The organism is Microvirga splendida (genome assembly GCF_016427565.1).
GTDB lineage: Bacteria > Pseudomonadota > Alphaproteobacteria > Rhizobiales > Beijerinckiaceae > Microvirga > Microvirga splendida.
Genome location: NZ_JAELXT010000013.1, coordinates 82,235 through 107,711, shown reverse-complemented (window position 1 = coordinate 107,711; position 25,477 = coordinate 82,235). Strand labels below are relative to the sequence as shown.

General features: G+C 64.6%; 27 protein-coding genes. 10 read left to right on the top strand and 17 right to left on the bottom strand.

Going from position 1 to position 25,477, the window contains the following annotated elements:
- The 3 genes from JAO75_RS14055 to JAO75_RS14045 all read right to left on the bottom strand — a co-directional run.
- On the bottom strand, nucleotides 1-733 hold a 733-nt coding region (locus tag JAO75_RS14055), incomplete at its 3' end, for an MCP four helix bundle domain-containing protein (protein ID WP_199049767.1).
- A 242-nt stretch (nucleotides 734-975) separates the two neighbouring features.
- On the bottom strand, nucleotides 976-1,149 hold the full coding sequence (locus JAO75_RS14050) for a DUF3606 domain-containing protein (protein ID WP_199049766.1): 174 nt from the start codon (nucleotides 1,147-1,149) through the stop codon (nucleotides 976-978).
- A gap of 118 nt (nucleotides 1,150-1,267) precedes the next feature.
- A complete protein-coding gene (locus JAO75_RS14045) occupies nucleotides 1,268-3,067 on the bottom strand; it encodes an ABC transporter transmembrane domain-containing protein (RefSeq protein ID WP_199049765.1) in 1,800 nt (599 codons plus the stop codon).
- Nucleotides 3,068-3,324: 257 nt separating this feature from the next.
- Here JAO75_RS14045 and rpmE point away from each other — a divergent pair, with 257 nt between their 5' ends.
- Nucleotides 3,325-3,564, top strand: a complete 240-nt coding sequence (rpmE, locus tag JAO75_RS14040; RefSeq protein WP_199049764.1) for a 50S ribosomal protein L31 — start codon at nucleotides 3,325-3,327, stop codon at nucleotides 3,562-3,564.
- A gap of 545 nt (nucleotides 3,565-4,109) precedes the next feature.
- Here rpmE and rcdA read toward each other — a convergent pair.
- The gene (rcdA, locus tag JAO75_RS14035) at nucleotides 4,110-4,640 is read right to left on the bottom strand and encodes a protease adaptor protein RcdA (RefSeq protein WP_199049763.1); all 531 of its coding nucleotides are present in this window, start codon (nucleotides 4,638-4,640) and stop codon (nucleotides 4,110-4,112) included.
- 321 nt (nucleotides 4,641-4,961) lie between these two features.
- A complete protein-coding gene (locus tag JAO75_RS14030) occupies nucleotides 4,962-5,168 on the bottom strand; it encodes a DUF1192 domain-containing protein (RefSeq protein ID WP_199049762.1) in 207 nt (68 codons plus the stop codon).
- A gap of 100 nt (nucleotides 5,169-5,268) precedes the next feature.
- Between JAO75_RS14030 and JAO75_RS14025 the strand changes: the two genes are divergently transcribed.
- Together JAO75_RS14025 and JAO75_RS14020 are read left to right on the top strand one after the other, a co-directional pair.
- Complete coding sequence (locus JAO75_RS14025; protein ID WP_199049761.1) at nucleotides 5,269-6,267, top strand: NAD(P)H-quinone oxidoreductase; 999 nt, start codon at nucleotides 5,269-5,271, stop codon at nucleotides 6,265-6,267.
- Between the two features lie 152 nt (nucleotides 6,268-6,419).
- On the top strand, nucleotides 6,420-7,139 hold the full coding sequence (locus tag JAO75_RS14020; RefSeq protein WP_199049760.1) for a DUF1013 domain-containing protein: 720 nt from the start codon (nucleotides 6,420-6,422) through the stop codon (nucleotides 7,137-7,139).
- 160 nt (nucleotides 7,140-7,299) lie between these two features.
- Here JAO75_RS14020 and JAO75_RS14015 read toward each other — a convergent pair whose 3' ends face one another.
- Complete coding sequence (locus tag JAO75_RS14015) at nucleotides 7,300-9,213, bottom strand: propionyl-CoA synthetase (protein WP_199049759.1); 1,914 nt, start codon at nucleotides 9,211-9,213, stop codon at nucleotides 7,300-7,302.
- A gap of 114 nt (nucleotides 9,214-9,327) precedes the next feature.
- Between JAO75_RS14015 and JAO75_RS14010 the strand changes: the two genes are divergently transcribed.
- On the top strand, nucleotides 9,328-10,086 hold the full coding sequence (locus JAO75_RS14010) for a TSUP family transporter (RefSeq protein WP_199049758.1): 759 nt from the start codon (nucleotides 9,328-9,330) through the stop codon (nucleotides 10,084-10,086).
- Between the two features lie 76 nt (nucleotides 10,087-10,162).
- Here the strand turns inward: JAO75_RS14010 and JAO75_RS14005 are convergent, their stop codons facing one another.
- Nucleotides 10,163-10,345 carry a YdcH family protein gene (locus tag JAO75_RS14005; RefSeq protein ID WP_036354997.1) on the bottom strand — a complete coding sequence of 61 codons (183 nt, stop codon included), beginning with the start codon at nucleotides 10,343-10,345 and terminating at the stop codon, nucleotides 10,163-10,165.
- Between the two features lie 190 nt (nucleotides 10,346-10,535).
- Here JAO75_RS14005 and JAO75_RS14000 point away from each other — a divergent pair, with 190 nt between their 5' ends.
- The 6 genes from JAO75_RS14000 (at nucleotide 10,536) to JAO75_RS13975 (ending at nucleotide 14,655) form a co-directional block, all read left to right on the top strand.
- Complete coding sequence (locus JAO75_RS14000) at nucleotides 10,536-10,736, top strand: YdcH family protein (RefSeq protein WP_036355000.1); 201 nt, start codon at nucleotides 10,536-10,538, stop codon at nucleotides 10,734-10,736.
- A 203-nt stretch (nucleotides 10,737-10,939) separates the two neighbouring features.
- Nucleotides 10,940-11,431, top strand: a complete 492-nt coding sequence (gene purE, locus JAO75_RS13995) for a 5-(carboxyamino)imidazole ribonucleotide mutase (RefSeq protein ID WP_199049757.1) — start codon at nucleotides 10,940-10,942, stop codon at nucleotides 11,429-11,431.
- Complete coding sequence (locus JAO75_RS13990) at nucleotides 11,421-12,518, top strand: 5-(carboxyamino)imidazole ribonucleotide synthase (protein ID WP_199049756.1); 1,098 nt, start codon at nucleotides 11,421-11,423, stop codon at nucleotides 12,516-12,518. The genes purE and JAO75_RS13990 overlap by 11 nt, the downstream gene beginning before the upstream one ends.
- A gap of 169 nt (nucleotides 12,519-12,687) precedes the next feature.
- Nucleotides 12,688-12,918 (top strand): 30S ribosomal protein S21, encoded by a 231-nt coding sequence (rpsU, locus tag JAO75_RS24870; RefSeq protein ID WP_009763401.1) that lies wholly within the window; start codon nucleotides 12,688-12,690, stop codon nucleotides 12,916-12,918.
- Between the two features lie 225 nt (nucleotides 12,919-13,143).
- A complete protein-coding gene (locus JAO75_RS13980) occupies nucleotides 13,144-14,007 on the top strand; it encodes a tetratricopeptide repeat protein (RefSeq protein ID WP_199049755.1) in 864 nt (287 codons plus the stop codon).
- Between the two features lie 24 nt (nucleotides 14,008-14,031).
- The gene (locus tag JAO75_RS13975; protein WP_199049754.1) at nucleotides 14,032-14,655 is read left to right on the top strand and encodes a nucleotidyltransferase family protein; all 624 of its coding nucleotides are present in this window, start codon (nucleotides 14,032-14,034) and stop codon (nucleotides 14,653-14,655) included.
- On the opposite strand, the gene JAO75_RS13970 is transcribed toward JAO75_RS13975, so the two are convergent.
- The 10 genes from JAO75_RS13970 to JAO75_RS13925 all read right to left on the bottom strand — a co-directional run bounded on the left by JAO75_RS13970 (nucleotide 14,625) and on the right by JAO75_RS13925 (nucleotide 25,334).
- Nucleotides 14,625-15,104 (bottom strand): GNAT family N-acetyltransferase, encoded by a 480-nt coding sequence (locus JAO75_RS13970; protein WP_199049753.1) that lies wholly within the window; start codon nucleotides 15,102-15,104, stop codon nucleotides 14,625-14,627. The genes JAO75_RS13975 and JAO75_RS13970 overlap by 31 nt on opposite strands.
- A gap of 163 nt (nucleotides 15,105-15,267) precedes the next feature.
- Nucleotides 15,268-15,720: a DUF4240 domain-containing protein gene (locus JAO75_RS13965; RefSeq protein ID WP_199049752.1), complete on the bottom strand. Its 453-nt coding sequence runs from the start codon at nucleotides 15,718-15,720 to the stop codon at nucleotides 15,268-15,270.
- 186 nt (nucleotides 15,721-15,906) lie between these two features.
- Nucleotides 15,907-17,304: an NAD(P)(+) transhydrogenase (Re/Si-specific) subunit beta gene (locus JAO75_RS13960; protein WP_199049751.1), complete on the bottom strand. Its 1,398-nt coding sequence runs from the start codon at nucleotides 17,302-17,304 to the stop codon at nucleotides 15,907-15,909.
- Nucleotides 17,305-17,308: 4 nt separating this feature from the next.
- Nucleotides 17,309-17,758 (bottom strand): proton-translocating transhydrogenase family protein, encoded by a 450-nt coding sequence (locus tag JAO75_RS13955; protein WP_199049750.1) that lies wholly within the window; start codon nucleotides 17,756-17,758, stop codon nucleotides 17,309-17,311.
- A 21-nt stretch (nucleotides 17,759-17,779) separates the two neighbouring features.
- Nucleotides 17,780-18,916, bottom strand: coding sequence for a Re/Si-specific NAD(P)(+) transhydrogenase subunit alpha (locus tag JAO75_RS13950; protein ID WP_199049749.1), 1,137 nt, complete (start codon nucleotides 18,914-18,916; stop codon nucleotides 17,780-17,782).
- Between the two features lie 73 nt (nucleotides 18,917-18,989).
- Nucleotides 18,990-19,283 (bottom strand): aa3-type cytochrome c oxidase subunit IV, encoded by a 294-nt coding sequence (locus tag JAO75_RS13945; protein WP_199049748.1) that lies wholly within the window; start codon nucleotides 19,281-19,283, stop codon nucleotides 18,990-18,992.
- A 114-nt stretch (nucleotides 19,284-19,397) separates the two neighbouring features.
- The gene (locus tag JAO75_RS13940; RefSeq protein WP_199049747.1) at nucleotides 19,398-20,615 is read right to left on the bottom strand and encodes a glycosyltransferase; all 1,218 of its coding nucleotides are present in this window, start codon (nucleotides 20,613-20,615) and stop codon (nucleotides 19,398-19,400) included.
- Between the two features lie 58 nt (nucleotides 20,616-20,673).
- Nucleotides 20,674-22,041 carry an ABC1 kinase family protein gene (locus JAO75_RS13935; RefSeq protein ID WP_199049746.1) on the bottom strand — a complete coding sequence of 456 codons (1,368 nt, stop codon included), beginning with the start codon at nucleotides 22,039-22,041 and terminating at the stop codon, nucleotides 20,674-20,676.
- A 75-nt stretch (nucleotides 22,042-22,116) separates the two neighbouring features.
- A complete protein-coding gene (locus tag JAO75_RS13930) occupies nucleotides 22,117-23,439 on the bottom strand; it encodes an adenylate/guanylate cyclase domain-containing protein (protein WP_199049745.1) in 1,323 nt (440 codons plus the stop codon).
- A gap of 113 nt (nucleotides 23,440-23,552) precedes the next feature.
- The gene (locus JAO75_RS13925; protein WP_210340270.1) at nucleotides 23,553-25,334 is read right to left on the bottom strand and encodes a M3 family oligoendopeptidase; all 1,782 of its coding nucleotides are present in this window, start codon (nucleotides 25,332-25,334) and stop codon (nucleotides 23,553-23,555) included.
- Nucleotides 25,335-25,477 lie beyond the last annotated feature (143 nt).

The following is a 25,477-nucleotide window of genomic DNA, read 5'->3' as shown; positions in this document are numbered from 1 at the left end:
CGGTGCCGGTGACGCTCACGTCCAGATCGCCCGCAGCCAGACGACCCATCGCTCCCGTCATCCCGTTCAGAGGGCGCACGACGGCGAATACCACAATGGACCCGAGCAGAGTGATCGCAAGCAGGATGCCGCCGGCAGACGAGGCAATCAGGAGCGTGGAGGTGGAAGCAGCGAGAGCTTCAGCTTCATCACCGGCTTGGACGAGCCCCTTTTCGTTGGCATCGGTACGCTCCTTGAGGAGGTTGCGCACCTTGATGCGAAGATCGCGGCCCTCACCATTCGAGATCTGAAGTGCCGCCGCATCCTGATCCTTCACGGCGAAGGCAACGCTCTTGTCCATTACGGTGAAGTAGCCCGCGACAGTGGCCTTGACTCCCTCATTCATGGCACGACGCTCCGGGGTGCTGGGGAGTGCGATCAGTTCGTCGACGTGTTGCAGAGCCAGAGCCTTGTACTGCCCATAAACCTTTTCGGCGCTCGCCAGCTTATCGACATCGGCGGACGAATAGATGATGAGGTTCTTCTCTTGGATGCTGGCCTCGTTCACCTCCGAGTTGATCTTCAGGATCGTTGCGAGGCGAACAGCCTCGACCTCAGCCAATTCTCTCGTATCGGCTGAGAGGCTGTCCAGGCCGTTCTTCGCGATCGCAACCAACCCGATCGTGATGGCCATAATGATTACTGCAGGAATCGCCAGTTTGACGATCAGCTTAAGATTGTTGAGGAAACGCATTGTCTTTCGGTGGCCTGCCCGCATCACCACGAGAAGCGCGCGCCCCCTGACGCGCAGTATTCAGGCGAGACGAACATTCATCACATAGATGAATGATGTATTAAATTAATATAGAAACGCGATCTGAATATATTCCCTAAGTAGTTATACGTATAAATTCGTTCATGTCTGAACTTTTCTACTCGTCCAGCATTAGGGAAAGTATTCACTCTGCAAGCTCCTGATCGGAGGTGACCGACGCCCTAGCGCTTGCCGAGTGCCTGCGCGACGTCTTGGACGTGGTCGCCCACACGGCGGATCGCCTCAACCACCTGCCGGCGCGGGACGCTCCAGCGGTCGGACCAGTATTGGAGGTCCCACGACTCGTGGATGTTGATGCGGGGACAATCCTGCGGATGTCTCTTGCTGACGACCATGCCGTCCTCCCGGCTGATCTCTCGAGGCTCGTTAATGTACGCAGCAATCTTAAGTCAGATGGAGGCGCGGGGCAGGAAGTCATCCACCCGCAGCAAGAATTCTTTGCGCCGAGACCGCCTATTCGGCGGCTTCGCTCTGCTCCCGCTCTCCCGTGAACTGGAGGCGCGCGAGCCGGGCGTAGAGACCGCCTTCGGCGAGCAGCGCCTCGTGGGTGCCCTCCTCGACGATCCGGCCCTGGTCCATCACCAGGATCCGGTCGGCGGAGCGCACGGTGGCGAGGCGATGGGCGATGACGAGGGTCGTGCGGCCCTCCATCAGGCGGTCGAGAGCCCCTTGAACCTTGCGCTCGCTCTCCGCATCGAGCGCCGAGGTCGCCTCGTCGAGGAGGAGGATCGGCGCGTCCTTCAGGATCGCGCGGGCAATCGCGAGGCGCTGGCGCTGGCCGCCGGAGAGCGTCACGCCGCGCTCGCCGATCACGGTGCCGTAGCCCTGCGGCAGGGCCCGGATGAAGCCGTCGGCGGAGGCGAGTTCGGCCGCGCGGCGCACGTCGTCCTCCGTGGCCTCGGGCTTTCCGTAGCGGATGTTGTCGAGGACGCTGGCGGCGAAAATCGTCGGCTCCTGCGGCACCAGGGCCATGCGAGCGCGCACGCTGAAGGGATCGGCCTCGTGGATGGGCACCCCGTCGACCCAGATCGTGCCGTCCTGCGGATCGTAAAAGCGCAGCAGCAGCTGCAGGATCGTGCTCTTGCCGGCGCCCGACGGGCCCACGATGGCGACCCTTTCGCCGGAGCCCACGGTCAGGCTCAGGCCATGAAGGGCCCGCTGCTCTGAGCGGGTGGGATAGGCGAAATGCACATCCTTGAACGCCACCGTGCCGAGCGGCGGGTTCGGCAGGGGCTTCGGGTTGCGCGGCGCCTCGATGGCCGGCTTGGCGGCGAGGATTTCGCCCAGCCGCTCCGCCGCGCCGGCGGCCTGGGCGAGTTCCCCATAGACCTCCGAGAGCTGGCCGAGGGAGCTTGCGGCAAAGACCGCGTACAGAACGAACTGCGACAGGCGCCCGCCGGTCATGGTGCCGGCCAGCACGTCCTGCGCGCCGTACCAGAGCACGGCCACCACGCTTGCCGAGACCAGGAAGAGGCCCGCGCCCGTGAGAAAGGCCCGCATGGTGGTGGAGAGCCGAGCCGCACCGAAGGCCTCCTCGGCTGCCGCAGCGAAGCGGGACGCGGTGGCGCTTTCCATCCCGAAGGCCTGCATGGTGCGCACGGCCCCGATGGCCTCCGCCGCATAGGCGGACGCGTCGGCCAGGCGATCCTGCGCCGCCCGCGACCGCCGCCGCACGGCGCGGCCCGAGAACACGAGGGGCAGGACGATGACCGGAATGGCGAGCAGCACGAGGGCCGAGAGCTTCGGGCTCGTGATGATCATGAGCACCGTCGCGCCCAGGAACAGGAAGATGTTGCGCAGCGCGATCGAGATGCTGACCCCGAAGGCCGCCTTGACCTGGGTGGTATCGGCGGTGAGCCGCGAGACAATCTCGCCGCTCTTGGTCTGGTCGAAGAAGGCCGGGTCGAGGGAGGTCAGGTGCCGGAACACGGCGGAGCGCACGTCCGCCACCACCCGCTCGCCCAAGGTGATGACGCAGTAATAGCGAAGCGCACTGGCCAGAGCGAGCACGCCGACGACACCGATCAGAAGGACGAAATAGGCATCGATGTAGCCCCTGCCCTCGTCCGAGAAGCCGAAATCGATCACCCGGCGCACGGCGATGGGGACGATAAGCGTCGCCCCAGAGGCCAGAATGAGGGCCGCCAGGGCTGCGGCGATCCTGCCCTTGTAGGCAAGGCCGTAGGGAATGAGCGGTTTCAGAGCGCTGAGCGCGGCCTTGGAGCGGTATTGGGCAGAGGGCAAATCGGCCATGTCAGCCTTCGTTGACGAAATTCGCGGGTCGGATCTGCTTCCATTGGCACGGAATCAGGCCCTTTCTCTTGAGCTGTCTCAATTTTCGGCACCGAACCGAGCCTGTCTTGCCGAAAAGTGCTCCGGGACGGTTTAGCACCTTTGCCCCGGCTTGTTTCAACCACTTAAGTGAGGTATAGGCGCGCATTCATCAATTCAGGCTCGATCTCACATTGCGGGCTGACCAGACTTGGCTGGCCGCGAGAAGGACTATGGCAATGGCGCGCAAAGAAACCGATCACCCCGACTACCACTTCATCAAGGTGGTCATGACCAACGGCACCGAGTACACCACCCGCTCGACCTACGGCAAAGAGGGCGACACCCTCAACCTCGACATCGACCCCAGCACCCACCCGGCCTGGACCGGCGGTTCGCAGCAGCTGCTCGACCGCGGCGGCCGCGTGTCGCGCTTCAACTCGAAGTTCGCCGGCCTGGGCCTCGGCACCAAGAAGTAACCGGGCGCCCCGCGCCGGTTGTTTCAACCCGGAATGCAAAAAGCCCCGCTCAAGCGGGGCTTTTTTGTTTAACTCTGAGCATACAACCAAAGATTTACTCGACTTATGGTTGCACGCGGATATCCTCCTTGTTCCGCTATAACAGGAGGGAAAATTGGCTGTTGTACTAGTTACATATGACCTGAGACAACCAGGTCAAAACTACCAACCAGTTTACGATTACTTGAAAAAATTCACATACTGTAAAGATATGGAGTCTGTTTGGCTGCTAGACACAACTACAAGCCCATCAACCATTCGGGATAATCTTAAGGGCCTAGTAGATAAGAACGACAAATTATTTGTGGCAAAACTCTCGGGTTCCTGGGCCTCTCTAAACTATGGTTGCGGCGACTGGCTCAATAAGCCTGAGAGGAACTGGTAATTACATATAGCTAGCTGCAGCTTCCATAACGGGCGCACTTTAGTAGCTGCGCCCGTGACCCTCTCTACGCAGATGGCACACGAAACCTCAGTTGGCTTTCAGTCCATAATAAGGGATTTCATCACTCCGCCGGCCCGAAAACCCTTTGCAGCATGCCGAGCTGGTCAGCCACAGGGTTGACGGGCGCCTGGCGGGCAGCGGGTCCGGCCTCGGAGATCAGGCGCTCCAGGTGGAGGATCCTGGCGTGGAGGCGGGTTGCAAGCCCCATGAGCTCCCGCAGGCGCTCCGGCAGCGCCTCATATTCTTCGATGCTCGTATTGGTCTCCGACGAGTTCAGCCGGACCCTGTTCTTCTCGTTCTGAGCCTGATCGGGGGAGATCTCCCCTTCGGCCACGGCGCGCTGCAGCAGGAGCCACGAGGCGATCTGCATCAGGCGGGTGGTGAGCCGCATGCTCTCGCTGGCATAGACGAGGCTCGTCTGGCGCTCGAGTTGACGGGATTCCTCCCGGCCAGGGCCGTCCAGGTAGGCGGCCGTCTCCTCGATCAGCTCCATGCCCTCCTGGAACAGGGCCCTGAAGGCATCCGACCCCACGAAGCTCTGCCCGAACCGGACAGGATCGACACCAAGCTGGATCACGTCGGGCTCGTTCACGCGTCTCTCCCAAAAGACATGGTCTCCGCCGGGGCGGAGGGCTGCACCTCATCCATGAGTTATAGGACGGTCCGGGAGGATTTGCCTCGGTAACCTCTTCTTAAGGTTAAGCCGGCGGCGGGACGGCGGCGTGGCCGGCCTGAGCGATGCGCCGGCTCAAGGACCCGGCATCGCCCAAAAAAGTCGAGCCGCTCGTGGCGGCTCTTGAAGTCTAACAGGGAAGCGTCAAACAGAGTGGACGTCTAAGCCACTCGGCATCCAGAGAGAGACCTGGATATCTCCGTTTATTCCACCGAATGGTTAATACACCGTTAAGCGCCTCTAGACTTGGCCGAGCTTGAAGAAGGCGCTTGCGGCAGCCAGGGAGCTCTCCTTCTTGGCCCTCGCCTCCTTGAGGCGGGCAATCTCCCGCTCGAGCATCCCGACACGCTCGTCGAGCTCGTCGATGGAGAGCATCGACAGGTCCTGGCCGATTTCGTGTGCGCTGACGATGCGCCGCGTGTCATCGGCGAAGGGATCGAGGGCCATGGCATTCTCCTCCTCAAGGTTGATCGTGACGTTAATCCTGACTGCATTCCTTGCCAACAGAGCCTATATCCGGGGAGCTTGTTGACCAAAGGAGGGAAAAATGGGGCAGACACCGGACATGATGCGCGCCGTCATCGCGGAAGGCAGCGGCGGACCCGAGGTCCTCAAGGTGGTGCAGCGCCCCGTTCCCCGACCCGGAGACGGGGAAATCCTGGTGCGCGTGAAGGTCGCGGGCATCAACCGCCCCGACGTGATCCAGCGCCAGGGCGGCTATCCGCCGCCCCCCGGGGCGCCGGACATCCTCGGGCTCGAGATCGCCGGCGAGGTGGTGGCCGCCGGCCCCGGCGCAGGGCGCTTCTCCGTCGGCCAAGCCATCATGGCCCTGGTGCCGGGCGGGGGCTATGCGGAATATGCGGTCGCGCACGAGGGCAACGCCCTGCCGGTCCCTCCAGGCTTGTCTCTCGAGGAGGCCGGGGCGATTCCGGAAACCTACTTCACCGTCTGGACCAACGTGTTCGACCGGGGCCGCCTCCAGGCGGGAGAGACCTTCCTGGTCCATGGCGGCACCTCCGGCATCGGCACCACGGCGATCCAGCTCGCCAAGGCCTTCGGCGCCACGGTCATCGCCACGGCAGGAACCCAGGAAAAGTGCGACGCCTGCCTGCGGCTAGGCGCCGACGTGGCGGTCAATTACCGGAGCCAGGACTTCGTGGCGGCCACCAAGGACGCCACCGGCGGCCGGGGCGCTGACCTGATCCTCGACATGGTGGGCGGCGACTACATCCCGCGCAACTACGACGCCGCCGCCCAGGACGGGCGAATCGTGCAGATCGCCTTTCTCCAGAGCCCGAAGGTCGAGGTCGATTTCCGCCGCCTCATGGTCAAGCGGCTGACCCATACGGGTTCGACCCTGCGGCCCCGCTCGCCGGCGGAAAAGGCGGTCATCGCCCGCGCGCTGGAGGACAGGGTCTGGCCACTGCTCGCGGAAGGCCGCTGCCGGCCCGTGATGGATTCGACCTTTGCCTTCGAGGACGTGGTCAAGGCTCATGCCCGGATGGACGGGGGCGAGCACATCGGCAAGATCGTCCTGACCCTTTAAAATTTGCAACATCGCGGCACGATCCCTATAATCACCCCGTTTCCCTCACATCGTGAGACGAGATGCTCCGGTCCGCACCGGTTCGGAGCGCAAGAGAGTTTTGCCGTGCGGCGCCGATGATCCGGCGCCCGGCCTGAAGGAGGTTCGCTTACATGTCCCAGGGACCGCTGATGCCGAAGGCGACAGCCGTTTGGCTCGTCGAGAATACGTCGCTGTCGTTCGATCAGATCGCCGACTTCTGCAAGCTCCACCCGCTCGAGGTGAAGGGCATTGCCGACGGCGAAGTGGCCGCGGGCATCAAGGGTGCCGACCCCATCAGCATGGGCCAGCTGACCCGCGAAGAAATCGAGAAGGCGCAGGGCGACACGAACCACCGCCTGCGCCTCGCCGAGTCGCGCGTGAAGCTCCCGGAGCAGAAGCGGGTCAAGAAGGGGCCGCGCTACACGCCCGTGTCCCGCCGTCACGACCGTCCGAATGCGATCCTCTGGCTCGTGCGCAACCATCCTGAGCTCAAGGACGCGCAGATCATGCGCCTGGTGGGCACCACCAAGACCACGATCCAGCAGGTCCGCGAGCGCACCCACTGGAACTCGGCGAGCCTCACCCCCATGGACCCGGTGACGCTCGGCCTGTGCTCGCAGATCGACCTCGATTTCGAGGTGCAGCGCGCTGCCAAGGACCGTCCGCAGGTGGAAACCCAGGACCATGGCGGCACCCTGATGCCGGCCGAGGTCTCCACGGCCCCCGAGCGGCCCGCCGACCCGTTCGCGGACATGAGCCGCCCGAAGCCGGTCGAGGAAGAGGCCATCGACGTCAACTCGGTCTTCGCCAAGCTCAAGACGCTCAAGCGCGACGACGAGGACGAGGAATAAGTTTCACGCAAAAGGCCCGGATCGCTCCGGGCCTTTTTTGTTTCACGAAGTCCTCCCACCACGTCATCACCGGCCTTGTGCCGGTGATCCCGATTGCATGAAGCGCTAAGCCTCACATCATCGGGATGGCCGGGACAAGCCCGGCCATGACGGAAAGGGCTCAGCCCGCCAGCCCCCTCGCCTTCAGCACGTCCCCGATCTCCTCGAGAATGATCGGATCGTCGATGGTGGCGGGCGTGGTCCAGGAATCGCCGTCGGCGATCTTCTTCATGGTGCCGCGCAGGATCTTGCCCGAGCGGGTCTTGGGCAGACGCGGCACGGTGATGGCGAGCTTGAAGGCGGCCACGGGCCCGATCTTGTCGCGCACGAGGCCGATGAGGTCCTTCTCGATCTCCTCGGGCGTCTTCTGCACGCCGGATTTCAGCACCACGAAGCCGCAGGGCACCTCGCCCTTGAGCGCGTCCTTCACGCCGATGACGGCGCATTCGGCCACCGCCGGATGGGAGGCCAGGACCTCCTCCATGCCGCCGGTCGAGAGGCGATGGCCCGCCACGTTGATGATGTCGTCCGTGCGGCCCATCACCCAGACATAGCCGTCCTCGTCGATGTAGCCGGCATCCGAGGTGTTGTAGTAGCCCGGATAGACGGAGAGGTAAGCCTCTCTGAAGCGGTCCTCCGCCTGCCAGAGGGTCGGAAGCGCCCCCGGCGGCAGCGGCAGCTTCATGACGATGGCCCCCATGGTGCCGGGGGCGACCTGTTTGCCGCCCTCGTCCAGCACCTCCACCGTGTAGCCCGGCAGCGGCACCGTGGGTGAGCCGTGCTTGACCGGAAGCGCGCCTAAGCCCAGCGGGTTGCCGACAACCGGCCAGCCGGTCTCCGTCTGCCACCAATGGTCGATCACCGGGACCTGCAGGATGTCCTCGGCCCATTTCACCGTATCTGGATCCGCCCGCTCGCCGGCGAGGAACAGGGCGCGGAAGGCCGAGAGATCGTATTTTTTAAGGAGCTCCGCGCCGGGATCCTCCTTCTTGATCGCCCGGAAGGCGGTCGGCGCCGTGAACAGGGTCACGACCCCATGATCGGCAATGACCCGCCAATAAGCGCCGGCATCGGGCGTGCCCACGGGCTTGCCCTCGTAGAGGATCGCCGTGCAGCCATGGAGCAGCGGCCCGTAGACGATGTAGGAATGGCCGACCACCCAGCCCACGTCGGAGGCGGCCCAGAACACCTCGCCCGGCTCGACGCCGAAGAAGTTACCCATGGACCATTTGAGCGCCACCATGTAGCCGCCGTTGTCGCGCACGACCCCTTTGGGCTTGCCGGTGGTACCTGAGGTGTAGAGCACGTAGAGCGGATCGGTGGAGGCCACCGGCACGCATTCGGCCTGCTTTCCGGCCCGGCGGGCGTCTGAAACTGCCTTCTGCCAGTCGAGATCGCGGCCCTCGACCAGGGAAGCCTCGCATTGCGGCCGCTGGTAGACGAGGCAGGCATCGGGCTTGGACACGGACAGCGTGATCGCCTCGTCCATGAGCGGCTTGTAGGGGATCGTGCGGGCGCCCTCGATGCCGCAGGAGGCCGACAGGATCGCCTTCGGCTTGGCATCGTCGATGCGGGTGGCAAGCTCCTTGGCGGCAAAGCCGCCGAACACCACCGAGTGGATGGCGCCGATGCGGGCGCAGGCCAGCATGGCAAACGCCGCCTCCGGGATCATCGGCATGTAGATGACGACGCGGTCGCCCTTTTGGACACCCATATCCTGCAGGACGGCCGCGAGCGTCGCCACTTCGTCGCGCAGCTCAGTATAGGAGATGCTGCGCTTGGAATTCGTGACCGGGCTGTCGTAGATGATCGCCGCCTGCTCGCCCCGGGTCGCCGAATGCCGGTCGACGGCGTTGTAGCAGGTGTTGCAGACCGCTCCCGTGAACCACGTGCCGTAGGCGCCGACCGTGGCATCGAAGACTTTGTCGGCGGGCTTGATCCAATCGATCTCCCGCGCGGCCTCCGCCCAGAAGCCCTCGGGATCGGCTTTCCAGCGGGCATAGACCTCATGGTAGCGGCTTTGGGTCGATGACATGGCGGTTCCCCGTTGCGTTCACGGCATGAGACTTGAAGCGGCTGCTGTGGTAGCAGGCGGTTGCGTCGTGGTCAGCGGAGACTTTCGGCGATCCGACTTTCGGCGAGTTCCCGTGTGATTACCGATCCTCTCTTCTATGCCGCGGCCGTTCCGGCCGTGACGCTTCTGGGCCTCGCCAAGGGCGGCTTCTCGGGCCTCGGGATGCTCTCCCTGCCGCTCATGGCGCTGGTGGTCTCGCCCGTGCAGGCAGCGGCCATCACCCTGCCGATCCTGATCGTGCAGGACGTGGTCTCGGTCTGGGCCTACCGCTACACCTGGGACCGGCGCAACGTCGCCATTCTGGTCGCGGGCGCCATCTCGGGCATCCTCACCGGCTACCTCCTGGCCGCCCAGGTATCGGACGCAGCGATCAAGCTCGCCGTCGGGTTGATCTCCATCGCCTTCGCCATCCGACGGCTGGTGCTGGAGCGCGGAGGACGGGAGCCGAAGGCGACGCCCGCCGACGTACCGCGCGGGATCTTCTGGGGTTGGGTCACGGGCTTCACGAGCATGATCGCCCATGCGGGCGGCCCGCCCTTCCAGATCTACGTGATGCCCCAGCGCCTGCCGCGCGACGTCTTCGTCGGCACGGGCGCGGTCCTGTTCGCGCTGATCAACTGGATTAAGGTGCCGCCCTATCTGGCGCTGGGCCAATTCACGGCCGAGAACATGGCAACGGCCGGAGCCTTGTTTCCCGTGGCAATCGCCTCCACCTGGGCCGGGGTGCTGCTCGTTCGGCGCGTGTCCGGCCAGCTCTTCTATACGGCGGTCTATGTGCTGCTGGTGTTCGTGGGGGGCAAGCTCGTCTATGACGGCGCCCAGGCACTGCTGTAGAGCCGACAAGCAAAAGCCGCCGCTCCTTGGGTGAAGCGACGGCTTCTTGAGGGTGGAAAATCGAGGAAACGCGCGGCTAGTGCACCGCCGATTCGGAGCTTCTCAGTCGTGAAATCTCGTCCTTGAGCTGAAGCTTCCTTCGTTTGAGTTCTGCCAATCTCATATCATCTGCCGATGGTCTGTTCAGGGTATCCTGGATTTCGCGCTCGAGAGCCCGATGCTTACGCTCCAGTTCCGACAGGTGATTCTGCAGTGGCATGTCAGTTCCTCCTATTGTGTTGACTGACACGAACAGTGTGGCATCCAGAGTGTGGCGAGTCGAAGGCAAAATTTGCAGAATCGAGAGTAGAAGATGCCTCGACGATCTTGCTCTCCACAGGCCCTAAGAGCATACTTCCGCCCCTCTTGGCCCGGCATCCTCAGGCGGCTTGGCATCTTAGGTATTTTGAATGACCGAATTGGCTGAACTGGAAGCGGAATTGGCCCGCCTCAAGCAGGAACACCGCGATCTCGACATGGCGATCGACGCCCTGGAGAGCATGGTCGCCGGCGACCAGCTCCAGGTGCAGCGCCTGAAAAAGCGCAAGCTCTCCCTCAAGGACCAGATCATCCGGCTGGAAGATCAGCTCACCCCCGACATCATCGCCTGAGAATTCCAATCTTTAGGCCTGCATCGCCCTTGCCTGCCGGGGGTGCCTTCGCTATTCGGGCAGGATACCGAAGGCCCTAAAGCATCGGACCCAAAAGTGGATTTGCACTTTTGGGTCCGATGCTTCCTCTATAATCGAGAGCATCGTGTGGACCGGAAAACCGGGTCCACTTTTCCGCACGATGCTCTAGCCGGAGCCACGCCATGGCGGGAACCCCCATTGCCATCATCATGGGCAGCCAGTCCGACTGGTCCACCATGCGCCATGCCGCCGAAACCCTCGAGGCGCTGGGCCTTGCCTACGACGCCCGCATCGTTTCCGCCCACCGCACCCCGGACCGGCTCTATGCCTTCGCCAAGACCGCCAAGGCCGACGGCTTTCAGGTGATCATCGCGGGCGCCGGCGGCGCGGCGCACCTTCCCGGTATGACCGCCGCCATGACCCCCCTGCCCGTCTTCGGCGTTCCGGTGGAATCTAAGGCCCTGTCCGGCCAGGACAGCCTGCTCTCCATCGTCCAGATGCCGGCTGGCATCCCGGTGGGGACGCTCGCCATCGGCCGGGCCGGCGCCGTCAACGCGGCGCTCCTCGCCGCGGCCGTGCTGGCCCTCCACGATCCTGCCCTCGCCGAACGCCTCGACACATGGCGCAAGCGCCAGAGCGACAGCGTGGCCGAGCGGCCCTCCGATGAAAGCTGATACGCCCATGATCCGCCCCGGCTGCACCCTCGGCATCCTCGGCGGCGGCCAGCTCGGTCGCATGATCGCCATGGCGGCAGCCCAGCTGGGCCTGAAAACCCATATCTATGCCCCGGACGACAACAGCCCCGCCTTCGAGGTGGCGGCCGAGTGCACCATCGCCCCTTACGAGGACGAGGCGAGCCTGGTGCGCTTCGCCAAGGCCGTGGACGTGGTGACGTACGAATTCGAGAACGTGCCGAGCGAGACCGCCGCGATCTTGAGCGCCCACACCCTGCTCGCTCCCAACGCCCAGGCCCTGGCCGTGTCGCAGGACAGGTTCCTGGAGAAAAGCTTCATCGCGGGGCTCGGCATCGACGTCGCTCCCTTCGCGACCTTCTCGGACGAGGCCGAACTCGCCGAGGCGCTGGAGCGCATCGGCCGGCCCGCCGTGCTCAAGACCCGGCGCTTCGGCTATGACGGGAAGGGCCAGGTGATGATCAGGCCCGACACCGACCCAGCTGCCGCCTGGACGGAGATCGGCCGTGCCTCCTCCATTGTCGAGGGCTTCGTGCCCTTCGAGCGGGAGGTCTCGGTCGTTGCGGCCCGCACCGCCTCCGGGGCCTTTGCGGCCTACGATCTGTGCGCCAACGAGCACCGCCACCACATCCTGGACACCACCCGGGTCCCGGCCGGCGTCTCGCGGCACACGGAGGAGCAGGCCGTCCACATCGCCCGCGCCATTGCGGACGCCCTGGACTACGTGGGCGTGCTCGCCGTCGAGATGTTCCTGGTCACGGAAGGCGGGCGCGAGCGCCTCGTGGTGAACGAGATCGCCCCGCGGGTGCACAATTCCGGCCACTGGACCTCAGGCGGCGCTGTAACGTCGCAGTTCGAGCAGCATGTGCGCGCCGTCTGCGGATGGCCGCTCGGCAGCACCGCCCGTCTCGGACGGGTGGAGATGAAGAACCTGATCGGGCACGATGCCGATGCCTGGGAGGAGATCCTGGCCGAGCCGGGCGCGCATCTGCACCTTTACGGCAAGACGGAAGCCCGGGCCGGCCGCAAGATGGGGCATGTAACGCGGGTATTTCCGGAGCGGGACTGAACCTTTTTCAGACCCGGGCGTTGTTTCTCTGGCTTGGCGCTTTTATTAGACGGCAACCCTGGACAGGCAAGGCTTCTTCTGATACTGACGCCGGCCAGATAGAGGTGCGCCTGACGCGCCTCCTTTGTTTTTTATCACAATCGAAACGGTTCAAATACGAGGAATTCGCGTGCAGGTTCTTGTCCGGGATAACAACGTCGATCAGGCGCTCCGCGCTCTCAAGAAGAAGATGCAGCGTGAGGGTATCTTCCGCGAGATGAAGCTTCGCGGTCATTACGAGAAGCCGTCTGAGAAGAAGGCCCGCGAGAAGGCTGAGGCCGTTCGCCGCGCCCGCAAGCTGATCCGCAAGCGCATGCAGCGCGAAGGCCTTCTGCCTTCGAAGCCCCGCCCGACCCGCTAAGCTTTTCAGGCCCTTTAGGGCTTGGCCTATCGGTTGTGAACCAGCGCCCGTCGCGCAAGCGGGGCGCTGTTTGCATGTCTGGACCTCCCCTGCTGCGACGCGATGCTCTGGCTGAAGGGCAAATTCTCCTTCGGGATGCCTTTCTGATGCCTTGTTTCACGGCTGTTAAGGTTTTCCCGCCAGAGTGCCGCCTCCCGGTACTGAGTTAAGAAGCTGGAGACGAACGTGTTCGCCCCATCGATCCGCCGTTTTGCCCCCTTGAGCCTGACCCTTGTTGCCCTCGGCCTCTCCGCCTGCGGCACGACGAGCAGCGGCCCTGCCCAGCGCATCGCCGTGGTGGAAGAGGACACGCAGGGCACGAGCACCGTCAACATCGCCTCCCTGTCGGATGTGATCCAGCGCAACCCCAACGACCCGAGCGCCTACAACACCCGCGGCGCGGCCTATGCCCGCGTGGGCAACTACAGCAGCGCCATGGCCGACTTCACCAAGGCGGTGCAGCTCGATCCGAACTACGCGCCGGCCTATACCAACCGGGCGCTGGCCCTGCGCCAGACGAACCGCAACGACCAGGCGCTCGCCGACTTCAGCCGCGCCATCCAGGCCGATCCGAATTACGGCCCGGCCTATATCGGCCGCGCCAACCTCTACCGGGCCCAGAACCAGTTCCAGGAAGCCCTCAGCGACCTGAACATGGCCACCCGCCTCCTGCCCGAATCGGCCGAGGCCCTGCATTCCCGCGGCCTGCTCTACCAGCGCCAGGGCATGCACCAGCAGGCGATCCTCGACTTCGACGCCACCATCGACCGCAATCCCTTCGTCGGTGCGCCCTATGCCGCCCGCGGCCAGAGCCTTGTGGCGACGAACCAGTACGACAAGGCCATCGAGGACTTCAACGCCGCCCTCAACGTCGATTCCAAGGACGCTAATTCCTGGGCGTGGCGCGGCGTGGCCATGGAGCGCAAGGGCGACCGGAGCCAGGCCCTCGAGAGCTACTCGCGGGCGCTCACCATCGACAACAGCAACAGCGTCGCCCGCCAGGGTTCCTCCCGCCTGCAGGGCGGCGTCGCCGGCCTGTTCCGCTCTTAAAAGGCTTCCGGAGAGCGTGGCGGCATGAACCCCGCCCCTCCCCTTCGGACGATCTCCGACATCGAACGGCTTCTCGAAGCGCATGCAGCCTCGCATGCGCTTCTTTTGCATGTGGAGAGCCTGGAGCTTCCCGATGCCTGGATCGGCGCCGGCTTCATCCGCAACAGCGTCTGGGACGTGCTGCATGGGCGACCCATCGACGTGGCGCGGCTCGCCGATGTGGATGTGCTGTTCTTCGATTCCCGCGACACCCGCAAGGAGCCGGAAGCCGCCATCGAGTTCAGGCTCCGCAGCCTTGCCCCGGATATCCCCTGGTCGGTGAAGAACCAGGCACGCATGCACCTGCGCAACGGCGATGCGCCTTACCGCGGCACCGCCGACGCCGTGGCCCATTGGGCGGAGACCGCCACGGCGGTGGCAGCGCGATCGACGGGAGGGCGGGTGGAGGTGATGGCGCCCTACGGTGTCGACGACCTTCTGAACCTGATCGTGCGGCCGGCACCTTTCTTCGGGCACAAGATGGACATCTATCGCGAGCGGGTCACGGCGAAGGACTGGCCAGCCCGCTGGCCGGACTTGAGAATGCTGATGACGTGGGAGGAGGCCTATCCGACGCCTCACAGTTCCTTTGACAGGATCGATACGTAAGGCTCGAAACCAAAGGCGCGGTAGGTGCGCTCGGCCCGTTCGTTCGCCACGAGAGCGCCGATCACGAGGCGCTTGTGTCCGGCTTCCCGGGTCAGGCGCTCGGCCTCGTCGAGCAGCGTCTGGCCGATGCCGCGCCCACGCCAGTCGTGGTGCACGATCAGGTCCGTCACGGTGCCATGGTTGCGCACATCGTCGATCACGTAAGCCGCATCCTGATCGAGGGAGAAGCCCATCGCGGCGATGACGACTCCTTCCGCCTCCGCCAGAACGATGCGGCCGTTGCGGCGCGACAGACGCTGCATCAGCTCGTCGTAATATTCCTCGGCCGCCCGGTAATCGCGCCGCCGGTCGCCGACGAGATCGGCCTCGAACACGTTGAGCTGGTGGATCAGCTCGACCACGATGTCGCGGTCGGCAGGGAGGGCAGTGCGAAGGGTGATGGAGGACATGGAAGAACCGAACGGCGAATGAGAGGCATCAGCGTGGCCGACGGCACCAGGCTCATGGCGCAGTCCGCTCAGGCACTTCTGTCCTTTTGCGCTTTCAACCGCAAGTCCCGCCCTTTCGGCAACATTCTCTTGCGAACCGACAAGCTCCCAGCGTTTCTCGGCGTCACTGATTCCAGCCAGTCCGGTTGCTGAACGTCTCGTAGCTCACACTCGTCTCGAAGCCGCGGCATTCCTCGCCCGTCTTCAGCTCGAAGGCCGCATAGGCGAGGCTCAGAAGGGACTCGAACTCAAGGTCCTGAGGGAACTTCGCTGGATCGGACAGAACCATCTCGTAAAGCCCTCGGCCATTGGCAACCACGACGCAGCGGGCATAGAGAAAGGCGTCGGCCGAGAAGAACTCGTCATCATTGATATAGGCGTCGGTCCCGATACTCTGCGCGTGGGCTCTCGTATCGAGGGCATGGAGCTTCCGGCTCAGGATGTCCTCGAAAGCTTGGATCTCCGCAATTGACCTCTTCGATAGAGCTTCCGCAGCCGGCTGTAAGACTGCGTCGTCATCGCCCGCCTCCTCCCAGTCGAGAAGATGGATGATGCTCCAGAACTCCTGCTCGTTCACTTGTGCCCCCGTCGGCCGTGCATTGTGTCTTCGGGGAGGGTTAGCAGACGGAGATACAAGGTATCAATAACCGTACGAGGAGAACCCGGATTTCCGCTCCAGATTATGCTCCAGAAGGTGAGCACAAAGGGGGAGGATAATGCCCGGCACGGAGGCCGGGCATTGAACGCTTCTCCGATCGGACGATCAGAGGTTCTTGAGGATCTCGTCGACGACTTTCTTGGCGTCGCCGAAGAGCATCATGGTGTTGTCACGGAAGAACAGCTCGTTCTCCACGCCCGCATAGCCGGAACCCATGCCGCGCTTGATGAACAGCACCGTCTTGGCGCGCTCCACGTCGAGGATCGGCATGCCGAAGATCGGCGAGGCCGGGTCGGTCTTGGCGGCCGGGTTGGTCACGTCATTGGCGCCGATCACGAAGGCCACGTCGGCCTGGGCGAACTCGCCGTTGATGTCCTCGAGCTCGAACACCTCGTCGTAGGGAACGCTGGCTTCCGCCAGCAGCACGTTCATGTGGCCGGGCATGCGGCCTGCCACCGGGTGGATGGCGTACTTCACCTCGACACCCTCGGCCTTCAGCTCATCGGCCATTTCGCGGAGCGCATGCTGCGCCTGGGCCACCGCCATGCCGTAGCCCGGCACGATGATGACCTTGGAGGCGTTCTTCATGATGAAGGCCGCGTCGTCAGCCGACCCCTGCTTCACGGGCCGGGTCTCCACCGCGCCGCCGGCCGCTGCCGCGGTTTCGCCGCCGAAGCCGCCGAGAATCACGGAGATGAAGGAGCGGTTCATGCCCTTGCACATGATGTAGGACAGGATCGCGCCCGAGGAGCCCACCAGCGCGCCGGTGATGATGAGCGCGAGATTGCCGAGCGTGAAGCCGATGCCGGCTGCAGCCCAGCCCGAATAGGAGTTGAGCATCGACACCACCACCGGCATGTCGGCGCCGCCGATGGGGATGATCAGGGTGACGCCGAGCACGAAGGCGACCAGCACGATCAGCCAGAAGGCCGCGTGGCTCTCCGTGCCGATGAAGGCCACGAGCAGCGCCAGCAGCAGAAGGGCCAGACCGATATTGATGAGGTGCCGGCTCGGCAGCAGGATCGGCTTGCCGGACATGCGACCATCAAGCTTCAAAAACGCGATCACGGAGCCCGTGAAGGTGATGGCCCCGATGGCGACGCCGAGCGCCATCTCGAACAGCGAACCGCCATGGATGGTGCCGACCGTACCGATGCCGAAGGCCTGCGGCGCATAGAGCGCGCCCGCCGCCACCAGCACCGCCGCCAGACCCACCAGAGAGTGGAAGGCGGCCACGAGTTGGGGCATGGCCGTCATCGGCACGCGCCGGGCGATCACCGCGCCGATGCCGCCGCCGATGGCGAGACCGAGGATCACCAGCGCCCAGCCGCCGAACCCGCTTGGCGGCGACACGAACAGGGTGGTGAGGATGGCGATCCCCATGCCCACCATGCCGTAGAGGTTGCCCTGCCGGGAGGTGGTGGGATGGGACAGGCCCCGCAGGGCCAGGATGAACAGGACGCCCGAGACGAGGTAGAGGATCGAGGCTAGATTGGCCGACATCGCCTCACCCCTTCTTGCGGTACATGGCGAGCATGCGCTGGGTCACCAGGAAGCCGCCGAAGATGTTGATGGCCGCCAGGACGAGGCCGATGAAGCCGAGCGCCCGGGACCAGATCGGCCCTTCGCCGAGGGCAGGCGCCACGTCGACGCCCACCGCCAGGACGGCGCCCACCACGATCACGGACGAGATGGCATTGGTGACCGACATCAGCGGCGTGTGCAGGGCCGGCGTCACCTGCCAGACCACGTAGTAGCCGACGAAGATCGCGAGCACGAAGATGGCCAGCCGGAACACCGTGGGGTCCACGGCCCCGTAGGTGACGGCCGCGGCGGCGTGGCCTGCCGTGTCGGCCAGCTGGTCGGCGATGGACTGGGCCGACTCGGCGGCACGGCGGGCGACCTCGGCCGCCACTCGGGCCTGCTCGACAGCCTGTTCGGGCGTAAGCGTTGCCATGGTGTCCTCTCCTTGGACGGTTTAGGCGGTCGGCTGGAAGGCGGTGTGAACGATGGCGCCATCGCGGGTCAGGCAGGTGGCCTTGACCAGCTCGTCGTCCCACTTCACGGCCAGTTCCTTGGTATCCTTGTTCACCAGCGTCTCGACGAAGGCGTAGAGGTTCTTCGCGTAGAGGCTGGAGGCCGTGGCGGCGAGACGTCCGGGCACGTTGTTGTGGCCCACGATCTTCACGCCGTTATGCTCCACCACCTGCCCGGCCTGGGCCATTTCGACGTTGCCGCCGCGCTCCACCGCCAGATCGATGATGACCGAGCCGGGCTTCATGGATTCGACCATGGCGCGGGTGATGAGCTTGGGGGCCGGGCGGCCGGGGATCAGGGCCGTGGTGACGACGATGTCCTGCTTGGCGATGTGGGAGGCGACCAGTTCGGCCTGCTTGGCCCGGTACTCCGCCGACATTTCCTTGGCGTAGCCGCCGGCGGTCTCGGCCTGCTTGAACTCCTCGTCCTCCACGGCGATGAACTTGGCGCCCAGGCTTTCCACCTGCTCCTTGGCGGCGGGGCGCACGTCCGTGGCGGTCACCACCGCACCGAGGCGGCGGGCCGTGGCGACGGCCTGGAGGCCGGCGACGCCCGCGCCCATGATGAAGATGCGCGCGGCCGGCACGGTGCCGGCGGCCGTCATCATCATCGGGATGGCCCGGCCGTATTCGGCCGAGGCATCGATGACCGCGCGGTAGCCGGCGAGGTTGGCCTGGGAGGAGAGCACGTCCATCACCTGCGCGCGAGTGATGCGGGGCATCAGCTCCATGGCGAAGGCGGCGACATTAGCATCGGCGAGAGCCTTGAGAGCAGCTTCCTGGCCGTAGGGGTCCATGATGGCGATGACGAGGGCGCCCGGCTTGGCGCCGGACAGCTCGCCCTCGGCCGGGCGGCGGACCTTCAGGATGACGTCGGCATCCTTGAGAGCGTCGGAGGCGTTCGCCGCCACCGAGGCGCCTGCGGCCTCGAACTCGGCGTCCGGAATGCCGGCCTTGGCGCCGGCGCCGGCCTGGACGGTCACGTCCGCGCCGAAAGCTTTGTATTTCTTGACCGTCTCAGGGGTGGCGGAAACACGGGTCTCCGCTCCATCGGTTTCGGAGAGAACGGCGATCCGCATTGTGGCCCCCCTGCGATTTGGTCAATGGCTTGAAATCAAGCTCTTTCTATTTCTCGAAGACAGCTCCCGCGGCTCAGTAGAAGATGAGCGCCAGGAGGAGAAGAACGCCCACGGCTGCGGGAGCCCGCACACCGATGGAGGGGGCCACGGCCCCGAGCCCGCCCGCGGCGAGGGAGAGGACGACGCCGAAGATCGCCGTCAGCCAGGCGTGCTTGATGCCGCCGACGGCCAAGGCCAGCATGAAGCAGATCACGACGGCGGTGCTGATTTCAGCGAACTGGATGAACCCGTTGTAGGTCGCCTCATGGGCGCGGCCGTCCATATCCGGACTGTAGCCCCCATGCGGCGCATGTTTTGTATCGGCCATGATTCAAAGCCCTGTTTGAGCGTCACGTGTTAATTGCTGCGTTTAACGCATGCGGTGAGGAGCCGCAATCTTCCGAATGGCTCCCGGCGAAAACTTTATCAATGTTTCGTGGAATTATTTGATCCCCAGGAACTCGCGCCACTGGGGCAGACACACCGTTTCATAATCGTACTTCGCAACGGCGATTCGGCGGGCCTCCGCGGCCATGGCGGCGGACTTCTCCTTCTCGGCCAGGGTCTCGCGCACCCGCTCGGCCAGGGCCTTCTCGTCGAAGAAGGAAAAGAGCCGACCGTTGACCCCGTCCTGGATGATCTCGCGCACCGGTTCCGTGTCGGAGGCCACGATCCGGCACTCCAGGGCCATGGATTCGATGGAGGACCAGGACAGGACGAACGGATAGGTCATGTAGACATGGGCCGAGGAGACCTGGAGCACCTTCACGAATTGGTCGTAGGGCAAGTTTCCGACGAAATGGACCCGGGACCAGTCCACCGGCCGCTCGATCCGGGACTTGAACACGTCGAACCAGGACTGCCCGCCCGGTGCGGAGCCGGAATAGCTGGTGCCCTTGCCGCCGATGATCACCACCCGCAGCTCCGGGTTGATGTCGAGCAGGTAGGGCAGGCTCTTGAAGACCACATGGGCGCCCCGCATCGGCTCGATGTTGCGGGTGACATAGGTCACGACGGGGGTGTTGCGGGTCAGCGGCGGCCCGTCCTGGCCGAGCCTGATCCGGACGTTCCGGTCGGGGACGAGGCGCTTGGTGTCGATGCCGTCATGGATGATGGCGAGCCGGTCGCGCAGGTATTCCGGGAAGGTGTCGCGCTGGTAGCGTGTGGGCGCCACCGCGGCATCGGCGGCATCCAGGGCGCCGAGCTGCATGGAATTCTTCAGGCGCAGGCGCCAGATCACCTCCTCGTTGGTGACCGGGAACTCGGGATCGAAGTCGAGGTCCTGGCCCTTGGCGTGGTAATAATATTCGAAATAGGCGACGTGCTTGGCCTTCGGCCAGATGTCCTTGAGAAACAGGTTCTCGCCCCAGCCCGTATTGACCACCACCACGTCCGGCTCGAAGCCCTGCTCAGCCAGCGCCTTGGCCCGGTAAGCGACGCCGTAGGCCCTGCGCAGGCGCGGGATGACCGGGGAATAACGGTTCTGATAGGGCGCATCCTCGGGTCCCGGCACCGCATCGTAGGAGAAGTATTTCACCCCGGGAATGGAGCATTGCTTGACCATTCCGAGGCCCACGACCTCGTGCCCCTCGGCGGCGAAGGACCCGGCCAGCCGCAGGAACTGGCCCGGAAAGTTCTGGTGAACGAAAGCGATCTTCATCGGCTGCCCCTAACGCATCGTAAGCCTCTAAGGCCGGATCACGAAAGATGCAACCTCATTACACAGGACGTGGTAAACCGGAAGCTGCCAGAACTTCCCCCTGCCTCTGCTCCAGGCTCTCCAGGGAGAACCGCGCGATCTCGTTCTCGAAGAGGTGGTGGTAGTTCAGCTCGGCCTTAAGGTGCAGGAAGACGGCTCCCAAGCCCACCGCAGCCCGGTCCATGAACACGAACTCGCGCGGGACCGTGACCGGGCCCTTCTCCTTCAGGGCCTTGTGCACTTCGAAGGCCTGCCGGCGGCCGTATTCCCCGGGCTTGACCCCGTCGGCCACGGTGCGGATCCGGTCGTCGAGGAGCGGCGCGTAGATGAAGCGGGCCCAGATGTTGAGGATGTCGATGAGCTCGTTCGACAGGCTCTTGAAGCCCCAGGTCTCGTAGGCATGGACGATCCGGGCCCGGTCGTCGGTCTGCAGACCTCGGTAGAGATCGACCACCCCGCCGACGAAGCGCGGGTGGAAGATGCGGACGCAGCCGTAATCGAGAAGGTTGATGCCCCTCGCCTCCCCGTCCTCGGAGAAGACTGTGTAATTGCCGAGATGCGGATCGCCATGGATGACGGCCGCATGGCTGAACGGGTGCCACCAGGCCTTGAACATGGCCACCGCCAGGCGGTTGCGGATCTCGACCGGCGCCTCGGTGAAGCCCAGGATCTTCTCGCCCTCCAGCCATTGGAGGGACAAGAGGCGCTTGGTGGACAGCTCCGGATGGACCTGCGGCACCCTCACTTCGCCTATGTCGGACAGGGTCTGGGCATAGAGCGCCGCGTGCTTGGCCTCGCGCTCGTAATCGAGCTCCTCGCGCACCCGTTCGCCGATCTCCTTGGCAATCTCGCGGGTGTCGATGGCCGGGTCCATGCGGCGATGGACGGCGAAAACCCATTCGAGCTGCTGCAGATCCGCCTCCACGGCAGATTGCATGTCCGGATACTGGAGCTTGCAGGCGAGCGCCTCGCCGTCCTTCGTGGTCGCCCGGTGAACCTGGCCTAGGGAGGCGGCGGCCGAGGGGGTCAGCTCGAAGGAGCCGAACCGTCCCTGCCATTGCGGCCCCAGCTCCGCCTGCATGCGCCTTTTCACGAAGGCCGCTCCCATGGGCGGCGCCTCGCTCTGGAGCTTCTGCAGCTCGGCGGCATATTCCGGCGGGATGAGGTCGGGGATGGTGGCGAGAAGCTGCGCCACCTTCATGATCGGGCCTTTCAGGCCGCCCAGCGCCTGGGCCAGCACCGCCGCGTTGGAGGCATCGCGGTCATCGCCCCTGAACAGGCGCGATCCCGCCATGCGGGCCGCCACGCCGCCCATGTTGGCTCCGACGCGGGCATAACGGGCAGCACGCGCGGAGAAGCGGTTCGCTTCGCGGTCGGACTCGGACATATGACGAGATCTCTTGCTTTGAACTGGAGAGCTTTAGATATGTCGTGCAACGGCGAACGCCAGACCGCTGCGGCTTCAGGCCCTCTGACTGCCGGCAGCTGCGAAAAGCGGCATGGGCTCACTCAGCCCCTTGAGGGAGTGGGCGCCTCGATCCTCCAGGTGCAGGTTGGAACCGGCGACGAGATCGCGCACCGTTCGGGACACCAGGACTTCGCTGCCATCCGCCAGCGCGGCGATGCGGGATGCGATATGAACCGCGATGCCGCCGATATCGTGACCCTTCATCTCGATCTCGCCCGTATGGACTCCGCAGCGGACCTGCAGCCCTAGCGAACCCAGACCTGCGATGATGGCCCCCGCACACCGCACAGCGCGCGCGGGACCGTCGAAAGTTGCCAGAAACCCGTCACCGAGCGTCTTGACCTCCCGTCCCTTGAAACGAATGATCTCGTTGCGGACGATCCGGTCATGCTGGTCCAGGAGCGCATGCCAGCTGCGGTCACCCAGCTTCTCCGCCTTGCTGGTCGAATCGATGATGTCCGTGAACAGAACCGTGGCCAGCACCCGGTCGGGCTCGCTGTCGCCGTGCGTGCCGGTGAGAAACTCCTCGATCTCGTCGGCCACCGGGTCGGCATCGTTGGCCCACAGGAGATGGTCGGTGCCAGGAAATTCCACATACCTCGCATCGGGGATGTTGGCTGCGAGATAGCGGCCGCCCTCGACATTCACCCGCGTATCGCCTGCCCTGTGCAGGACCAGGGTCGGAACGCGGATCGTCCGGAGAATGTGGCGCACGTCGATCTGGCTGTTCATACGCATGAGTGCGATGACTGAGGACGGGCTGGCGCCAAGACGCTCGAATCGCGCCCACCATTGGCGGAAGCGTTCGTCCGCAACTCTCGTCGGCGCGAAGGCGGCAAGACTCTCGCCTTGCCCCCAGGACCGGTCGATCTTCTCCAAGAATCCTTCGAAACGCTCGTGGGGCAGAACCCAGGTATGAAAGTCGGCATAGGTGCCATAGAGAATCAGCGCCTGGGTCCGCTCCGGATAGGTCGCAGCGAAGAGCATGCTCATGGCACCTCCCTCGGAAATGCCGAAAAGGGCAGCCTTCGTGCTGCCCACTGCGTCCATCACCGCGCGCACGTCATCCATGCGCTCTTCGAGGGATGGCAGATTTCCGAGACGGTCCGACAGGCCAGTTCCCCGCTTGTCGAACAGAATCAGGCGGCTGAATGCGCCGAGCCGGGACAGGAAGCGAGCCATGTTCGGCTCATCCCAATAAAGGTCCAGGTTCGAGATGAAGCCCGGCACGAAGACCAGGTCCAGCGGCCCCTGACCAATGACCTGATAGGCAATCCGAAGTTCACCGCTCCTGGCGTAATGCGTGTCGACCGACATGGCCCGGCTCCCGAACAGGCATCCCGTCGCAAGCGCGGTAGCCGGTGGCGTTCAGGCGAGAAAGTCCAGCCTCATAGTGCCAGCACAATGACGCGCGGCCAAGCAGAGCGGCCCTAGGTGCCCCCCTGCTCCATGGCCTCAAGCTCGCCGATCAGCCGCTCGATCATCGACAGGCCGATCTGCCAGAAGGACGGATCGCTCGCATCGAGGCCGAAGGGCGCGAGGAGCTCCGAATAATGCTTGGTGCCGCCGGCCGAGAGGAGCGCAAAGTAGCGGTCGACGAAGCCCTCGTTGGAGCGCTCGTAGACGCCGTAGAGCGAGTTCACCAGGCAGTCGCCGAAGGCATAGGCATAGACGTAGAACGGCGAGTGGATGAAGTGCGGGATGTAGGTCCAGTAGCTCTCATAGCCCGGGCCGAGGCGGATCGCCGGGCCCAGGGACTCGTCCTGCACCGACATCCAGAGCTCGCAGAGCTTGTCGGCCGTCAGCTCGCCGTTGCGGCGCTCCAGATGGACCTTGCGCTCGAAGGAGTAGAACGCGATCTGGCGCACGACCGTGTTGATCATGTCCTCGACCTTGGCCGCCAGCATCGCCTTGCGCTGCACCGGATTGGTGGTCTGGTCGAGGAGGCGGCGGAAGGTGAGCATCTCGCCGAAGACGGAGGCCGTCTCGGCCAGCGTCAGGGGCGTGGGCGCCATGAGCGCGCCGTTGGGGCTGGCCATGACCTGATGCACCCCGTGACCAAGCTCGTGGGCCAGCGTCATCACGTCCCGCGGCTTGCCCTGGTAGTTCAGGAGCACATAGGGGTGGGCGGACGGCACCGTCGGATGGGCGAAGGCGCCGGGCGCCTTGCCGGGGCGGGTGGGCGCATCGATCCAGCCCTCGTCGAAGAAACGGCGGGCGATGTCGGCCATGCGGGGCGAGAAGGCGGAGTAGGCGGAGAGCACCGTGTCTCGGGCCTCGTTCCAGGAGATGGTGCGCTGCTCGACCTTCGGCAGAGGCGCGTTGCGGTCCCAATGGTCCAGCTTGTCCTTGCCGAACCACCGGGCCTTGAGGGCATAATAGCGGTGGGACAGGCGCGGATAGCCCTCGCGCACGGCGGACACCATGGCCTCCACCACCTCGCGCTCGACCCGGTTCGCCAGGTGGCGGGAATCGGCCACGTCCTCGAAGCCGCGCCAGCGGTCGGAGATCTCCTTGTCCTTGGCGAGCGTGTTGGTGATGAGCGTGAAGGTGCGAAGATTGGCCTTGAAGGTCTTGGCCAGCGCATCGGAGGCGTCCTTGCGCACGCTCTCGTCCGCGTCCTGCAGCTTGTTGAGCGTCGGCTCGATGGGAAGCTCCTCGCCACGCACATTGAAGCGTAAGGACGCCATGGTCTCGTCGAACAGGCGGTTCCAGGCGGAGCGGCCGGTGACGGACTTCTCATGGAACAGCTGCTCGATCCGGTCGTCGAGTTGGAACGGCTTGTCCTTGCGCAGGTCCTCGATCCAGGGCCTGTAATGCTTGAGCGGCTCCTCGCTCATGGCCCTGTCGAGGACCTCGTCCTCGATCCGATTGAGCTCGAGCCCGAAGAACAGCAGCTCGGTCGAGGCGGCGGTCAGGCGCTCCTGCATGTCGCCGTAGAACTTGGCCCGAACCGGATCGGTGGTGTCGCCGGAATAGACGAGGCCCGCATAGGACATGAGGCGGCCGAGCAGGTCCTCCAGGGCCTCGTAGCGCTTGACCACCTCGTCCAGTTTCTCCGAGGCGCGCTCGCCCCGCGCCATGTCATCGAGCTTGCCGCGGTAAGCCGCGGCGAAGGCCTTGCACTCGGCCTCGGCCCTGGAGAGATCGCCCTTGAGCTCCGCGCTGTCCATGCCGGGATAGAGGTGGGACAGGTTCCATTCGGGCAGCATGCCGAGTTCGGTCTGAGCCGCGCCGGAGGACGAGGGGTGATGCAGGGGGGAAGCGTTCTGAAGGGTCACGGGCGAAGGCCTGTCCGGAAAGCGAGGGTCGGAGATACTGCACACATATTGGCCGCCGGCCTATCGGGATCAAC

Coding starts and splice junctions, on each gene's coding strand:
- JAO75_RS14050 (WP_199049766.1), bottom strand. CDS start 1,149: ATGGTCGTCAGCAAGAGACATCCGCAGGATTGTCCCCGCATCAACATC.
- JAO75_RS14045 (WP_199049765.1), bottom strand. CDS start 3,067: ATGGCCGATTTGCCCTCTGCCCAATACCGCTCCAAGGCCGCGCTCAGC.
- rpmE (WP_199049764.1), top strand. CDS start 3,325: ATGGCGCGCAAAGAAACCGATCACCCCGACTACCACTTCATCAAGGTG.
- JAO75_RS14030 (WP_199049762.1), bottom strand. CDS start 5,168: ATGGCCCTCGATCCCTTCGCCGATGACACGCGGCGCATCGTCAGCGCA.
- JAO75_RS14025 (WP_199049761.1), top strand. CDS start 5,269: ATGGGGCAGACACCGGACATGATGCGCGCCGTCATCGCGGAAGGCAGC.
- JAO75_RS14020 (WP_199049760.1), top strand. CDS start 6,420: ATGTCCCAGGGACCGCTGATGCCGAAGGCGACAGCCGTTTGGCTCGTC.
- JAO75_RS14015 (WP_199049759.1), bottom strand. CDS start 9,213: ATGTCATCGACCCAAAGCCGCTACCATGAGGTCTATGCCCGCTGGAAA.
- JAO75_RS14005 (WP_036354997.1), bottom strand. CDS start 10,345: ATGCCACTGCAGAATCACCTGTCGGAACTGGAGCGTAAGCATCGGGCT.
- JAO75_RS14000 (WP_036355000.1), top strand. CDS start 10,536: ATGACCGAATTGGCTGAACTGGAAGCGGAATTGGCCCGCCTCAAGCAG.
- purE (WP_199049757.1), top strand. CDS start 10,940: ATGGCGGGAACCCCCATTGCCATCATCATGGGCAGCCAGTCCGACTGG.
- JAO75_RS13990 (WP_199049756.1), top strand. CDS start 11,421: ATGAAAGCTGATACGCCCATGATCCGCCCCGGCTGCACCCTCGGCATC.
- JAO75_RS13975 (WP_199049754.1), top strand. CDS start 14,032: ATGAACCCCGCCCCTCCCCTTCGGACGATCTCCGACATCGAACGGCTT.
- JAO75_RS13970 (WP_199049753.1), bottom strand. CDS start 15,104: ATGTCCTCCATCACCCTTCGCACTGCCCTCCCTGCCGACCGCGACATC.
- JAO75_RS13960 (WP_199049751.1), bottom strand. CDS start 17,304: ATGTCGGCCAATCTAGCCTCGATCCTCTACCTCGTCTCGGGCGTCCTG.
- JAO75_RS13955 (WP_199049750.1), bottom strand. CDS start 17,758: ATGGCAACGCTTACGCCCGAACAGGCTGTCGAGCAGGCCCGAGTGGCG.
- JAO75_RS13950 (WP_199049749.1), bottom strand. CDS start 18,916: ATGCGGATCGCCGTTCTCTCCGAAACCGATGGAGCGGAGACCCGTGTT.
- JAO75_RS13945 (WP_199049748.1), bottom strand. CDS start 19,283: ATGGCCGATACAAAACATGCGCCGCATGGGGGCTACAGTCCGGATATG.
- JAO75_RS13940 (WP_199049747.1), bottom strand. CDS start 20,615: ATGAAGATCGCTTTCGTTCACCAGAACTTTCCGGGCCAGTTCCTGCGG.
- JAO75_RS13935 (WP_199049746.1), bottom strand. CDS start 22,041: ATGTCCGAGTCCGACCGCGAAGCGAACCGCTTCTCCGCGCGTGCTGCC.
- JAO75_RS13930 (WP_199049745.1), bottom strand. CDS start 23,439: ATGTCGGTCGACACGCATTACGCCAGGAGCGGTGAACTTCGGATTGCC.
- JAO75_RS13925 (WP_210340270.1), bottom strand. CDS start 25,334: ATGCTGCCCGAATGGAACCTGTCCCACCTCTATCCCGGCATGGACAGC.